The sequence below is a fragment of the Pseudoalteromonas sp. GCY genome (genome assembly GCF_016695175.1).
Taxonomy (GTDB): Bacteria; Pseudomonadota; Gammaproteobacteria; order Enterobacterales; family Alteromonadaceae; genus Pseudoalteromonas.
The window spans coordinates 2,389,239-2,402,384 of sequence record NZ_CP068023.1 but is presented as its reverse complement, the minus strand read 5'-3'; the positions used below and the strand labels follow the sequence as shown (position 1 = coordinate 2,402,384).

General features: G+C 41.4%; 14 protein-coding genes. 4 read left to right on the top strand and 10 right to left on the bottom strand.

What is annotated here, in order from left to right; genetic code table 11:
• Window positions 1-22: 22 nt before the first annotated feature.
• Genes JJQ94_RS15895 through JJQ94_RS15885 form a run of 3 tightly spaced genes read right to left on the bottom strand, consistent with a single transcriptional unit; the run spans window position 23 to window position 3,294 of the window.
• The gene (locus tag JJQ94_RS15895; RefSeq protein ID WP_236596492.1) at window positions 23-1,063 is read right to left on the bottom strand and encodes a hypothetical protein; all 1,041 of its coding nucleotides are present in this window, start codon (window positions 1,061-1,063) and stop codon (window positions 23-25) included.
• Window positions 1,011-1,628, bottom strand: coding sequence for a penicillin-binding protein activator LpoB (locus JJQ94_RS15890; protein WP_017219134.1), 618 nt, complete (start codon window positions 1,626-1,628; stop codon window positions 1,011-1,013). The genes JJQ94_RS15895 and JJQ94_RS15890 overlap by 53 nt, the downstream gene beginning before the upstream one ends.
• A 4-nt stretch (window positions 1,629-1,632) precedes the next feature.
• Entirely contained in the window at window positions 1,633-3,294 is a 1,662-nt protein-coding gene (locus tag JJQ94_RS15885; RefSeq protein ID WP_099028719.1) for a hypothetical protein, read from the bottom strand.
• Between the two features lie 176 nt (window positions 3,295-3,470).
• Between JJQ94_RS15885 and JJQ94_RS15880 the strand changes: the two genes are divergently transcribed.
• Together JJQ94_RS15880 and JJQ94_RS15875 are read left to right on the top strand one after the other, a co-directional pair.
• Window positions 3,471-4,049 (top strand): LPP20 family lipoprotein, encoded by a 579-nt coding sequence (locus tag JJQ94_RS15880; RefSeq protein ID WP_039497557.1) that lies wholly within the window; start codon window positions 3,471-3,473, stop codon window positions 4,047-4,049.
• A gap of 41 nt (window positions 4,050-4,090) precedes the next feature.
• Entirely contained in the window at window positions 4,091-5,437 is a 1,347-nt protein-coding gene (locus JJQ94_RS15875; RefSeq protein ID WP_099028718.1) for a transglycosylase SLT domain-containing protein, read from the top strand.
• On the opposite strand, the gene JJQ94_RS15870 is transcribed toward JJQ94_RS15875, so the two are convergent.
• The gene (locus JJQ94_RS15870; RefSeq protein ID WP_099028717.1) at window positions 5,432-6,328 is read right to left on the bottom strand and encodes a TIGR01777 family oxidoreductase; all 897 of its coding nucleotides are present in this window, start codon (window positions 6,326-6,328) and stop codon (window positions 5,432-5,434) included. The two genes, JJQ94_RS15875 and JJQ94_RS15870, sit on opposite strands and share 6 nt — an antisense overlap.
• Before the next feature lie 115 nt (window positions 6,329-6,443).
• On the opposite strand from JJQ94_RS15870, the gene JJQ94_RS15865 reads away from it, so the two are divergent.
• Window positions 6,444-7,481 (top strand): AI-2E family transporter, encoded by a 1,038-nt coding sequence (locus tag JJQ94_RS15865; protein ID WP_099028716.1) that lies wholly within the window; start codon window positions 6,444-6,446, stop codon window positions 7,479-7,481.
• A 124-nt stretch (window positions 7,482-7,605) separates the two neighbouring features.
• Here the strand turns inward: JJQ94_RS15865 and JJQ94_RS15860 are convergent, their stop codons facing one another.
• From JJQ94_RS15860 to JJQ94_RS15840, 5 genes are all read right to left on the bottom strand, one after another.
• The gene (locus tag JJQ94_RS15860; protein ID WP_099028715.1) at window positions 7,606-8,040 is read right to left on the bottom strand and encodes a hypothetical protein; all 435 of its coding nucleotides are present in this window, start codon (window positions 8,038-8,040) and stop codon (window positions 7,606-7,608) included.
• Complete coding sequence (locus tag JJQ94_RS15855; RefSeq protein ID WP_099028714.1) at window positions 8,024-9,367, bottom strand: ATP-binding protein; 1,344 nt, start codon at window positions 9,365-9,367, stop codon at window positions 8,024-8,026. Before JJQ94_RS15855 ends, JJQ94_RS15860 begins: the two co-directional genes overlap by 17 nt.
• Window positions 9,361-10,035: a response regulator transcription factor gene (locus JJQ94_RS15850; protein WP_099028713.1), complete on the bottom strand. Its 675-nt coding sequence runs from the start codon at window positions 10,033-10,035 to the stop codon at window positions 9,361-9,363. Before JJQ94_RS15850 ends, JJQ94_RS15855 begins: the two co-directional genes overlap by 7 nt.
• Before the next feature lie 2 nt (window positions 10,036-10,037).
• Complete coding sequence (locus JJQ94_RS15845; protein ID WP_099028712.1) at window positions 10,038-10,295, bottom strand: PepSY domain-containing protein; 258 nt, start codon at window positions 10,293-10,295, stop codon at window positions 10,038-10,040.
• A gap of 108 nt (window positions 10,296-10,403) precedes the next feature.
• Window positions 10,404-10,703 carry a YciI family protein gene (locus JJQ94_RS15840; RefSeq protein WP_099028711.1) on the bottom strand — a complete coding sequence of 100 codons (300 nt, stop codon included), beginning with the start codon at window positions 10,701-10,703 and terminating at the stop codon, window positions 10,404-10,406.
• Window positions 10,704-10,924: 221 nt separating this feature from the next.
• Between JJQ94_RS15840 and JJQ94_RS15835 the strand changes: the two genes are divergently transcribed.
• Window positions 10,925-12,349 (top strand): sodium-dependent transporter, encoded by a 1,425-nt coding sequence (locus tag JJQ94_RS15835; protein WP_099028710.1) that lies wholly within the window; start codon window positions 10,925-10,927, stop codon window positions 12,347-12,349.
• Window positions 12,350-12,421: 72 nt separating this feature from the next.
• Here JJQ94_RS15835 and JJQ94_RS15830 read toward each other — a convergent pair whose 3' ends face one another.
• Window positions 12,422-13,063: a CPBP family intramembrane glutamic endopeptidase gene (locus JJQ94_RS15830; RefSeq protein ID WP_021032635.1), complete on the bottom strand. Its 642-nt coding sequence runs from the start codon at window positions 13,061-13,063 to the stop codon at window positions 12,422-12,424.
• Between the last annotated feature and the right edge of the window lie 83 nt (window positions 13,064-13,146).

The following is a 13,146-nucleotide window of genomic DNA, read 5'->3' as shown; positions in this document are numbered from 1 at the left end:
GGCCCTATAAAAGGGCCTTACTTTAGATTTTGCTATCAATGATTAACATCGTCAGCTTTTTGCTTAGCATTTTTGCTGACTTTTCTTCAGCATTAGACTTAGCCATGTTCTCAAAACTAGACGCAGCTTTTATTTGTGCAGAAACATGCGCCTTTTCTTTATCGTTTTCCATGAGTGTTAAGCTCGAGTAGGCAAAAACATAATAAGTGCTGTTTTTCTTTACGTCTTCGAAATCTACGCTAAAGTCAATTTGAAAGTCTGCACTTTGTTTTTCACCCACAACAGTAAGACCTTGCTTAGTCAAGCTTTCGGCTAACTGGTTGCGGATAGACTCCTGCCCCCAAAACGTTGATGAAATACTAAAAGTTAATGACTGAATAAAATCATTCAGCATTTTGTTTTTGTTGCTCACAGAGGTTGGTATGGCAATACTACCGCCACCTAATTGCTTGTGATATTCGTTTGCTTTGCGTCTTTTGGCAATTAGTCGCTTAATTGCCATCGCTTCTTTTAATTTTTCTGAACTGGTTAGTGCCGAAATAGTCGCGTTACTGATCTCTTCGTCAAGTTGTCTAATATCAAGCTCCGCGTGCATTCTTGACTCAACCTTGTTAAATGAGGCAAGGGCATAGGCTGTTTTTTGCTCTGAGGAGTAAAACTCCTGCTCAATATTCACCCCCTGTAATTGTATGCTTGGGACTCGAGAATATAAAATCTCATCCACTCGATACGAAAAATCGCCGTTAGCCTGACTTTGAGCAACTTGTGTCGCTCCTTCAATTTCCACATTTAACTGTTTGGCTATCGCCAATCTAGCTGCTTCTTGGGCAGCAAGTTTGGCTTCTGTCCTATCTACAATATGACTTGCTGAACCCACGCCATACACTAGATAATCGGAACTCGGTTGCTGTGTAGCCCAAGTGGGTAAGCTTTCTTCCTTTGCAACAGCCTGCTTAGTAGACTGACAGGCAGATAAACTAAGTAGAATACACAGAGGTAAGGCTAGACGCTTAGAAACCATACCCGCTGCGCTCTTGAAGTTTTTGAATTTTCTTCTGTCCATTCCACACCTCTCGGTTAGTCGTCATATCTATTAATCGAAGATCTACCTGGTAGAAAGTGACTCGACTACCACCTTGTTCATCAACAAATGAGTTAATCGTGCCGGATAGTGCATAATCAGCACCTTGCTCTTGGCCGATCTCATTACGAGTTTCGAGGCTTGAATTAAGCTCTTGGTCTCGCCTTTCCTCACGAATTTCATCTCGTACATAGCGGTTTGCGACGAAGTCAGCTTGCCCGCTTCGCAATATGGCGCGCTTGAGGTCATTCAAAAAAGTGTCAACTGCAATATGCTGGTGCGACTTGTTACGAACAGATTGAATAATGATAGCGGGTCGAGTGCCTTCTTTGGCACGATGTTCACGTACCCAAGGGAAGCCGAGCATATCGCTTATCATTGCTTCAGCAACTAACTGAGAGTCTTTGGCATTCCATTTATCCGAAAGCGCTATTTCTTCATTGGTGTCCACGCGACTCACTTTGGTTGTTGAAGAACAACCCGTCATCGCTGCGCTAGACGCGATGAGCATTGGGACAACTAATTTAACTGCAAATTTAGGCTTCATGTATTCAGTCCATGTTAGTTAAAGATGATAAATAATTTTGTTTTTCTGGTTCAGCTACACCTGTGAAGGTGCGAATGTGGCTAAGCAACGGTGCTGTTTGAGACAGCGCTATATCCTGTTTAATCACTCTGCCAGTCCTTAATTGGGTTTGCAATTGCAGGTGAGTGGTATTTTCGGGTAATTTCACTCGAGCCACTCTAATTTCACCTGGTAAAGATTGCCATTGTCTTGTGTCTGCAGCCGCTGTAATAGCGTTGGTGACAGACGATGTTAGCTGAGCAAGCCCTGCCAACAGCGAGTTCTGCTGGATGCCAACTTGCGTTATAGCTTTACTTGCTGTGACTGCTTTTAATACTTCTCGAGAAATAGCGGTGTAAATTTCCATATTGGCATTACCTAGCGCGTCATACAGTGTGAGTAAGTTTACCGAATAAAAGGGGTGCAATTCTGTAAGTTTTTGTCCGTTAGCGAAAAGCGCAACATGTTGGATATCGTTTTTATGAGGTTGTAAGTAAGTAACGGAAATTCTACTGCCATACTTGAGTGCATCAATCACCCCTTCGTCAACGGCTTTTTGCCATAATTTATCACCGAGAGGTAAGCGTTTTGTGACAGTGCCCAGTACAACATCACTAAAGTCACCTGTTGCATAGTTTTGAATGAGATCAAACAAGCTGGTATCAGCAAACATTAAATTAAACCATGCGAACTGGGCTTGGCGTTCTTCTTTTGTTCCCCAATAAATCGGTGTAATCACTATCGCTTGTGCCTCTTCATCAGGTCTAAGGTAAAGGTTAAACTCTTTGCGCTGCGGTGATACACCTAAGCTTTGAACTAATGTGAAGTAGTTTTCTTCCTTGTCTGCAACCATTCTGTTGAGATCTAGCTGTGCTTGTTGACCTGCATATTGACCTAGTTTGTATTGTTTACTAAAGCCATTTTTGTATGCGCTCACCGCTCGCTCATATTGGATCCGAGCACTATCTAGCTCGCCTTGTTGCTCATATAAAACGCCACTTAAATACTGTGCAAATGCATCGTCTTTATACTCAAGTTCACTGCTGATAAATGGTTGATTAAAAACAGCTTTAAAAATTTGCTCAATATTACTTCCAGCTTTTTGTTGATTTACATAGCCTCCGGTTTGTTGCTGTAATTGAGAGAGATATAAGTCCAGTTGCCGCATTTCTGTCAGTGCAGAGTCATACAAAGCAACACGGTTTACCTTCGACGCGTTTGCCAACGACACATAATTAAGCGCCATTAATGTATGGATCATGGGTTTATGAAAAGCGCGGCCAGTATATTTTTTGTAACTTGCACCAGTAAAAGTAGAAAAAAGCTGGTCGCTGATGCTGACAGTGTAGGCGGCTTCAATGATTTCCTTTGCGTGAGAAAGATGTTGATTACTTAATTCATAATGGTGTTGTAAATGAGCTAACATACCGGATTCAAGATAATACAATAGCTCGTCACGAGATGAGTTTTTATAGGCATAGTCAATACGCTGTTGGGCTGAAATAAAATCTCCTTGCTCCGCGTATTCTATTGCCTGCTTGTTGGCTTTAGGGGTCAAGTTACAGCCGCTCAGCATCAAGCAACCTGTAAAGATCAAGAGTTTTATCATGAAGTTATATAAATCAATTTGGAATCGCATTCCTTGCATACTTGTTCTTATAATGGCAGTGTTGTTGTGTTCAATCATATAACAATAAATTAAATAGTAAAAAATTGAATTGAAAGTGCTAAATTGTTAAAAATCGTTTTTACAATTTATTACTGTTAATCAATGATTTTTTTGATAAATTTTATTCCGTAATCAGGGCAATTAAGGAACCCAACATGAAAGCAAAACAACTACTTATATCAGTGGCCGTTATAGGGATACTATCGGCTTGTAGTTCAAGTAAAGACGATGCGGCTTCAAGTCCAAGAGTTAATATTCCAGAATGGGTTCTCAATCCAACAATCGAAGATGGTATAGCGGCAGCAGATTGTGTGAAATACTCGGGCAATATTTCAATCGATCAAAAAATGGCGGTTGCAAATGCACGTCTTGCTCTTGCTCAACAGATTGAAACACGCATCGAAGGCCTTGATAAGACATTCGCGAACCGTACAGATGCAAACGAGGACACAACGGTAGGCGCAACCTTTAGCTCTGTATCCAAACAACTTACCAAACAAACATTAAATGGCTCTCGTATCGTTAAGGCCGATGTTATCGATATTTCTGGTAAAGACTACTTCTGTGCATTGACGACGTTATCACCTGATCAGACTAAAGAGCTTTTCAAAGATTTGATCAAAGAAAGTAAGCGCAGTGTAAACCCTCAGGATGAAAAGTTTTTATATCAAGAATTTAAAGCTTACAAAGCGGAAAAAGATCTTGAGAAGGAAATTGCAAGGCTAACTAATTAAAGCGTGAGTTTCACGCTTTAATTTTTTGAAAGGAACGCTCTATGCGCAAATCGGTATACTCATTTTTAGTCATGGCGTTAAGTGCCATTCCAAGTGCGGTGGCGAGTCAAGCCCAGCTTTTTGAAGAGCTGTCAGAGAAAATGTCACGTTGGCAAACCTCCGAACCTAGTGATGAAGAGCTAAGCGAGTTTGAGCAATATAAACGCCAACAATTAAGTGAGTTTGCTGATTATGTCGAAGAGCATTTTGAAGAGTACGATGCCTTTCGTGATAACGTGATCCAACAATGGGGAGATATAACTGTTTCTGATCAAGCTGCATTTGTCACCTACAGTGACGATTTATCATCCAGAATGGTTGTCGACTTTGAAGCCAATGAGTTGGTAGTAAGCATTAGGCATGCGGAAGATGAAAAGGTATCTCAGGCTCAACTTCAAGCCCTATATAAAGAATTTATTGCTAAAGACCGTGCAGTAATTGATGTATTTAATGCTGATACGCTCGCGATAAACCAAAGTGAAACAACAAAACGAGAAGTGGATAACGCTGCTCGTGCAAAAGCGTTGATCGCAGCGAAAAAGCAAATAGATAGCCAATTCGAACAACAGCAACGTTATATAGAACGCCAGACGGATGAGGCCATCATTGACGGCGAAGATACAAAATTAGCAGAGGCTCAACAACAAGCGCAACAGAAAAAGCTTGAATTGTTAAAGCAAAAACGTCTTAAAAAGCTATTAGAAACTGCAAGTAATACCGGTAAGAGTGAAGCAACAGTCGTATCTGAAATCGTGCTTAAACTACCCAAACATACTGAACTTTCCAAGCATCGAGCAGAACGTTATGTTAGCCAAGTGAATGCACAAGCGAAGCGCTTTGACATTGAGCCAAGTTTAATTTTTGCGGTTATGCACACCGAAAGCCACTTTAACCCAATGGCAAAGTCACACATTCCAGCGTTTGGTTTGATGCAGATAGTACCGACGAGTGCGGGCGTTGATGTGAATCGTATGTTGTACAATCGCGATGAACCTATGTCGGCGCCTTATTTATATGTGACGGACAATAATATTGAAGCGGGGACAGCTTACCTGAATATTCTCGATAAACGCTACCTGAGTAAAATACAGAATCCAATTAGTCGTAAGTATTGCATCATTGCGGCTTACAATACGGGAGCTGGCAATGTTGCCCGTGTGTTTAATGCGGATGACTCGAGATCAATCACAAAAGCAGCAAAGATCATTAATTCACTCTCGCCAGAAAACGTACTAGCGGCGCTAGACAAAAGTTTACCGTATGATGAAACCAAACATTATCTGGACAAAGTCTTAACGCGAGAAAAGCTCTATATAGCGCCAGAAGAAGGTATTGCACAAAAGTTATAAGTTAAGTGCGCTCAAGGCACCTTCAATGTGATCGTGGCGGAATCGATAACCTGCATCGAGAAGCTTTTTTGGTACGACGCGTTGCCCGTACAATAGCAATTCTGACATTTCGCCATATGCCAATTTGAGGACAAATGGTGGTACTGTAAATAGGCAAGGGCGTGAGATTGCGCTTGCTAAGGCTTGAGAAAGTTGCTTATTAGATACTGGATTAGGGGCTGTTGCATTAATAACACCGCAGATCTCGTCATGTTTAAGGATATACAGTATCGCCTGAATCATATCGTCGATATGGATCCAAGACATCATTTGTCTTCCTGAACCAATCGGACCGCCAACGCCAAATTGAAAAGGCGGCAACATCTTTGCCAAAGCCCCCCCCGATTTTGAAAGCACAATACCTGTTCTTAATATGCAGACTCTAGTATGGCTGGACTCGGCTCTAAAGGCGGTATCTTCCCAATCTTTGCATAGCCTATGAGAGAATTCATCATGGTAATCTTTGAAATCTTCAGTGATGGTCAAGTTATCCGGTTGGCGTCCATAAAAACCTATTGCACTACCTGAAATAAACACCTTGGGCGGTGACGTCGCAGTATTTATCGCTGCAACGATTTGCTCAGTGATTTTTATCCGGCTATTGTAGATCTCTTGTTTTTTTTCTTTGTTCCACCGGCCATCGGCTATTGGTTCACCCGCAAGATTAATGACCACATCAAGCTCATTAAAGTCAACATCATCGGTATCGGTGACGCAGCTAACCCCACTGGGTAATAGGCTTGCTGCTTTTGAAGGCGAACGGGTCAGTACAATCAGATTATGTTTGTGTATTAAAAATTGGCATAACTTTTTACCAATTAATCCTGTTGCGCCTGTTATGAATATATTCATTATCAATACTCTTTATTGTAATCAAATAAACCTACGTTTTAGCAAGGAGTTAGATCACTCATTTTCATTATAGGTGGTTTGTTTTAGAATGGTAAAAAAGCAAAAGGAGTGAACTGTGTCTTCACTGACTGGAATTAACAAAACGCTGGTGGTTTTGGCCTCGCTATTTTTAGTGTTAGGTGGTATCAAGCTCGCGTCTGAGATTGTCGTGCCGTTTATATTAGCTGCATTTATTGCGATTATCTGTAATCCCATGCTCAAGTTTTTGGCTCGCTTTAAAATACCAAAAGGGCTGGCCATTCTGGTGATTATCGCACTTGTGATTTTAATAGGTGCAAGTATTGGTGGGCTTGTTGGGCAATCAGTCAATGATTTCTCCAAGCAGCTGCCAACTTATAAAGAAGATTTACAAGAAAAGTTCGTTTGGTTGGTCAGTACTGCGGCGAACTACAATATCTTATTGGATAAACAACAACTTATTAGCATGCTAGACCCAAATAAGCTAATCGATGTGGCCACCAACATGCTGACTGGCTTTGGTGGTGTGATGGCAAATAGCTTTTTAATTTTGCTTATCGTCGTCTTCATGCTTTTTGAGGCACCTTCTTTGAGCCACAAAGTGCATCTTGCCCTAGACGATCCAGAGATGAAAATGCAGCAAATTGATAGATTTTTAGATTCTATCAATAGCTATTTGGCGATTAAAACGCTTGTGTCATTGGCGACAGGTGTCGTAGCGGCTGTTTTTTTATGGGCGTTAGGCGTTGATTACTTCGTGCTTTGGGGCGTAGTTGCATTTTTGCTTAACTATATACCAAACATAGGTTCAATCATTGCAGCAGTACCGCCCGTTTTACTGGCCTTAGTGACACAAGGACCATTGGTGAGTGGCATTGTTGCGGTGGGTTACATTTGTATTAATACCTTAATGGGCAACATTATTGAGCCGAGGTTTATGGGTCGAGGGTTAGGTTTATCGACCTTAGTAGTGTTTCTCTCGTTAATCTTTTGGGGCTGGTTACTCGGAACTGTGGGAATGCTGCTCTCTGTTCCACTTACCATGGTTGTGAAAATTGCCCTTGAAACCAGTGAAGAGGGTAAATGGCTTGCAATTCTTCTCGGTTCAGAACAACCCGATAATAGACCATCTTAACAACGCTGATACTCGGCAAATAAAAAGGAGCTACAAGTAGCTCCTTTACTAAGCATTTTATTCGTTATTACCTGAAGCTCAGGTTATTAAGGCTCGCCACCTAATAATCCAATCAAAAATGTCGCTAGAGATTCAAATCTTCTTTCAATACTTTACTGCTTTTTAGCTCGATGATGTGCGCTTTTAAAAATGCAATTTTGCAATTTTTATAAGCTGTCGCTGAGCGCGTCGCGTTTGGCATGTCTAGTAAGTATCGCCACCGGCAACTGTCTTCCATATATTCCTCCTGATTGCGAAGGGCACGTTCCATAATTGGCAAGATCTGAGTATTACCAGTGTCCGCTTGATACTTTTTAGTATCAAGCAATAACTTAGTGATCCAGGTTTGACGATGACGTTCAAGTAAGTTGATATTACTATCAAGACACATGAGGAATTTTTTTGCTTTTTCCGGATGCGTTGACTCATACTTCGTACAGTCTTGTAGTGTGACATCGTCGTCTGCAATCACAAAAAAGGTTAATCCCGATACCAATAGACTGCTAATTATTCTTTTCATGGTTAAACTCTATCGTAAATTTCGCGCCACCATGTTTGGAAGTACCGATTTGCATCAAGCCATGATACGACTTAACTAAATCAGATACGATAGCCATTCCTACGCCGTGGCCAGCTTCATAGGTGTCTAATCTTGCACCTCTGGTCAGCAGCTCTGAGCGACTATGCTCTGGAATGCCTGGACCATCATCTTCTACTTCTATGATTAGTAGGCGCTTTTTAGGTGCACTTACTTTTATATCGACCAAGGAGCCACATGCTTTACAGGCGTTATCTATAATATTACCAAGAATTTCCATTAAATCCGTTTTATCGCCAAGAAATGCGACCTCCTCACCACATTCGGATGAAAATTGAATGTGCTTGTCGTGATACACTTTAGTCATGGCGTTGAGTATTGAGTCTAGTACGGGTTTTACTGATGTTTGTTTCTTCCATGTATCGGATGCGCCCGTTGCAGCACGTTTCAATTGATGTTCGATCATCGCATTGATTCTGTCTAGTTGCTCCTGAGCGTCTGCATCTTTTGCCAGTGGACTGGATTTGATCACCGCAAGGGGAGTTTTTAACGCGTGCGCAAGGTCGCTAAGTGAAGCTCTATATCTCTCTTTTTGACGCTTTTGAGATTCCAGTAGTAGGTTTAAGTCGGATTTGATTGTTAGGAGTTCGACGGGGTAAAGACCCGTGATCTTATCGCGCTCGCCTGCCTCAATTTCTTTGATTTCTCTATCGAGTCGTTGCAGCGGCCTTGCGTTCCAGACAAACCCAAATGCCATCAATCCGGCTATCACCACTCCCATAACCAGCATCCAGTTGACCAAGGTGTTTCTAAACCCTGACATTAACTCCATCAGCGCGTCATTTTTCTTTAAAAGTACAAAGCGGGCTTGCTGCGATTGCTCTGCATTTCCGAGAATAACGGTCAGGCTAAGTTGCCAAAACAGTACGCCATTATATTCAACTCGCTTAAACTCAGATGCTCCAGCCTGATTTTCTGAAAAGTCAGGTGAAATTGAGAGGTTTACGGCCGACTCGGAATACCAAACTAGGGAATTATCCTGATAGACCAGTGCATAAGTATCAGAATTCAGTCTGTTTAACTCAGGTGCAAGAATACTGCGAGGCATTTCGAGTCCGTTCGAGACAAATTCGACTTCAGAGATAAGTGAATAGAGGTGGGCTTCCAATGTTTTTTCAGTCGCATCGACTAAAGAAGAATAATAAGCCCTGCCCACGGAGAAAAACAGCGCGGGAAGGGCAATAATAAGCACAAAGACAAGGATAAATCCTTGTCTTATTTTAAGCGAAATTTGAGAGCTGTTTACCACTGATTTTTGAACCTATATCCACGTCCTCTAAGGGTTTCAACAGGGTTCAGAGTGCCATCAGGATCTAGCTTCTTACGCAGTCTTAAGACAAACACTTCAATGACGTTAGAGTCTAAGTCAAAGTCCTGATCGTATATGTGCTCTGTGAGTTCAGATTTAGAAATGACTTTTTGCGGGTTAACCATCAAGTATTCTAAAACTTTATATTCGTAGGCTGTTAATGATAGCTCGTTATCGTTAACCCAAACTTGCTGTGAACGAGTATGGATTTTAATTGGACCGATGCTAATTTCAGGGTTCGCTTGTCCAGCACTACGTCTAATAAGTGCGTTACAGCGTGCAATCAGTTCTTCAACGTGAAACGGCTTAGTGAGATAGTCATCAGCACCCGCATCAAGGCCTTCTACCTTGTCTTGCCAGCGGTCACGTGCCGTTAAGATCAAAATAGGGATCTTAACGCCGTTAGCACGAGCTCTACGGATAATTTCAATACCGTCAAGTTTTGGCAAACCGAGGTCGATCACTGCCATATCTAACGGGTATTCTTCGAGGTGAAATAATCCAGATTCACCATCATGACACAAGTCAACGCTATATTTTTCTTTCTCTAATGCATTTCGCAGGTTTTCTGCTAATTGAATATCGTCTTCGATAACTAAAATACGCATCCTTAGTCCTTATTTACTTCACCTGTCTTCTTGTTTACTTTTAAGTCAACAATTCGACCATCTGGTTGGAGAATTCTTACCACAAAAAACTGATTTTCTTCAGAAATCTTAAGTGTCCTCCCAGCGTACTTATCTAGCGCCAGAGACACAGCTTCTTTTTTTGTAATTGTCTTTACATTCTTATCATTGCGGCTATTGGCGTCTGCTACACTCGAAGCGAACACCAAGAACAACGCTAAGAGAGTGAGTTGCAATCGCATTTTAAGCTCCACAGTTTCATAGATACTAAGTGTCTAAACTTCATAAATCTCAAACAAATTTAGTGCTTTTGTAATTAACCTTTGCTGAACTTAACGTTCAGTAAACTTCTATGGCAGAACTCGCTTGTACGGTTTTACAATACTAGCAGTATAGACACCAGCATCAATATAGGGATCGACGCTCGCCCATTGCTGCGCACTCTCTAAGTTTTCAAACTCAGCAATAACCAAAGACCCCGTAAAACCGGCTTCACCAGGATCTTCTGAGTCTATAGCTGGTAACGGACCTGCTGCAAACAATCGACCTTGTTGTTTTAATTCTTCTAAACGAGCTAAGTGAGCAGGGCGCGTAGCAAGACGTTTTTCTAATGAGTTTTCAGCGTCGGTTGAATAGATCATGTAAAGCATAAGTATTAGTTCCGGATTGGTTTCTAGGTTATTATTGTTATTTTTACGTATTTTGTCGGCTTTTCAGGGCCGTTTATCAATACTATGATAAAACGCCCTCAGTGCAAAAGTAAATGTACACTGAGTTTTTCGGTGATTAGACATTTAAACTTGAAAAACACTCAGCTTGACTGGTAGAGTCCTTCGGATATTTGTAGAAAATAATAATAAGGTTGATTGCAATGAGTGCAAACCGTGAGCATTTTAGCTCCCGATTAGGGTTTATCCTTGCCGCTGCGGGTTCTGCTGTTGGTATTGGTAACTTAGTCGGCTTTCCTGTTTCCGCCGCAAAAAATGGTGGTGGGGCATTTTTACTAATCTATGCACTATTTGTAGTGTTTATCTGTTTACCTGTCATGATGGCCGAAATGGCAATGGGTAGAAAGGCTCAAAAAGACCCGTTTGGCGCATATAAGCTGCTATCTAATCATGATAAAAAGTGGTCAATAGCTGGATTTTTGGCTGTACTCACGCCGTTTATGATTGCCGTCTTCTATATGGTTATTACCGTTTGGATTTTTGGCTTTTTGGCGCAAACAGCTTTAGGTAACTTAGATGTACTTGCCTCCCCGAAGTACTTTGGTACGTTTATCAATGATACCAACGTCTTTATCTATATGTTGATTGTGGGCGTTATCGTTAATCTTATCTTGGTTGGTGGTGTAAAAGAAGGGATCGAAAAAGCGGCTAAGTTACTCATGCCAGCGCTATTTGTCATGTTGATTGGCCTTGTTGCTTACGTGCTAACCCTTGATAACGCAATGGCAGGTGTTCGTTACTATATCGTTCCTGACTTTGAAAAGATGAATGCAAGTGTGCTAAATGGCGCACTGTCACAGGCTTTCTTTTCACTGTCTTTGGGTATGGGTATTTTGATAACTTATGCTTCATATATTTCCAAGAAAGACGATATTGTTGGCAGCTCTAAAATGGTCGCTATTACAGATTCATTAGTGGCATTCATCGCAGGTCTGATGGTGCTTCCAGCTATCTTTAGTTTCAATCCGAATACAGATCCAAGTAAGTTATCGGACTCTTCAGTATCTATGATTTTCGATTACTTACCTAAATTGTTATTGGCTTTACAAGATGATATTGGTTATGTCGGTGCCTCAATCGTTGCTGGTACTTTCTTTTTGCTGGTTTTCTTTGCCGCGATAACGTCATTAGTGTCAATTGTCGAGGTGCCTACCGCGACTTTGATGGAAGAAAAATGTATTTCACGTAAAAAGGCATTGATTATCTTAGCGTTGACCACAGGTATTTTAACTGTGCTATCTACTATGTCCTTTGGAATGGTGGATTGGCTTACAAGTTTTGTAAGTTATGGCGATGCTCAGAAGAGCTTCTTTGACCTAGTCTACGACGTGTTTTACGACACTATTTTACCGTTGAATGGTTTGCTGTTGTGTCTATTCGTTACTTATCGCTGGAAAAAATCTGGTTTGAATGAGGAACTTGCACAAGGCGCAGAGGGGTACGTAGGTAGCTTTACTGAGAAATATATTAATTTCTCTCTATCTACATTCATCCCAGTGATCCTGTTGGCTATTTTCATTAATACCGTTGCAACTAAATATTTTGCATTCAGTATCTTTGGCTTCTAGCTGCAGGACATTCGTTTTGGGCACGATGATATCGGCGTATTAATGCGCCGATATTTATTCTCCACTAAGCCACTAAAATTTTACGCCCGAATCTAAGTACTGCCCAATTCCTATTGTAAACATCCACAGCCCCCACAGGCTATGCTCTAACACACACACCGCAAGCGAGCGACTATGTGCGTAGGTATAAGAAAATAGTAGCCCTCCAACAAAAGATAACGCCACGGCTATCCAGTTGTCGTAGACGCAGTGCGCAAGCGCAAACACTAATGCACTTAGCAAAACTCGATTGTTCTTATTCGGTAAAATCCTTTTATAGCGATGAAAGAAGTAGCTCCTAAAAATTAACTCTTGTGGTAAGACGGAAAGAATAGGGTAGGCAATTAATAATAATAACCAGTCGCTGGGTGAATTGAGCGGCAGGGAAAACCAATTTCCTTGACTAACTAAACCATAGAGCATGGCTGAAAACATCGCACCTGCGAAAAATGTGGTAAATAATCGTTTTTTGACGGACGAAAACTCTCCCAAACTGGTTAATCTAAAGCGTTTGAAATGGGGATCGGTTAGTAGTAAATGGGTACAGACTGCCATTAAAATGATCAGTGCTGGAAAAAGCCAATTGTTGAGGTGATCACGGAATTGATAAGCGACAATGGGCAGGACAAAGAATACAAATACGAGTTCACACCACCGGTATTGGCTTGCGTTCAAGATTGGTTCCCCAAAATATTTGGCGGCTACAAGCCGCTATAGTTAGCTCTCACTCGTTAACTATAGCAGCTGCAGATGAACCT

What these genes read in the sequence shown, in the direction of transcription:
- JJQ94_RS15895 (WP_236596492.1), bottom strand. Translation starts at nt 1,063, where the DNA reads ATGGACAGAAGAAAATTCAAAAACTTCAAGAGCGCAGCGGGTATGGTT.
- JJQ94_RS15890 (WP_017219134.1), bottom strand. Translation starts at nt 1,628, where the DNA reads ATGAAGCCTAAATTTGCAGTTAAATTAGTTGTCCCAATGCTCATCGCG.
- JJQ94_RS15885 (WP_099028719.1), bottom strand. Translation starts at nt 3,294, where the DNA reads ATGCAAGGAATGCGATTCCAAATTGATTTATATAACTTCATGATAAAA.
- JJQ94_RS15880 (WP_039497557.1), top strand. Translation starts at nt 3,471, where the DNA reads ATGAAAGCAAAACAACTACTTATATCAGTGGCCGTTATAGGGATACTA.
- JJQ94_RS15875 (WP_099028718.1), top strand. Translation starts at nt 4,091, where the DNA reads ATGCGCAAATCGGTATACTCATTTTTAGTCATGGCGTTAAGTGCCATT.
- JJQ94_RS15870 (WP_099028717.1), bottom strand. Translation starts at nt 6,328, where the DNA reads ATGAATATATTCATAACAGGCGCAACAGGATTAATTGGTAAAAAGTTA.
- JJQ94_RS15860 (WP_099028715.1), bottom strand. Translation starts at nt 8,040, where the DNA reads ATGAAAAGAATAATTAGCAGTCTATTGGTATCGGGATTAACCTTTTTT.
- JJQ94_RS15850 (WP_099028713.1), bottom strand. Translation starts at nt 10,035, where the DNA reads ATGCGTATTTTAGTTATCGAAGACGATATTCAATTAGCAGAAAACCTG.
- JJQ94_RS15845 (WP_099028712.1), bottom strand. Translation starts at nt 10,295, where the DNA reads ATGCGATTGCAACTCACTCTCTTAGCGTTGTTCTTGGTGTTCGCTTCG.
- JJQ94_RS15840 (WP_099028711.1), bottom strand. Translation starts at nt 10,703, where the DNA reads ATGCTTTACATGATCTATTCAACCGACGCTGAAAACTCATTAGAAAAA.
- JJQ94_RS15835 (WP_099028710.1), top strand. Translation starts at nt 10,925, where the DNA reads ATGAGTGCAAACCGTGAGCATTTTAGCTCCCGATTAGGGTTTATCCTT.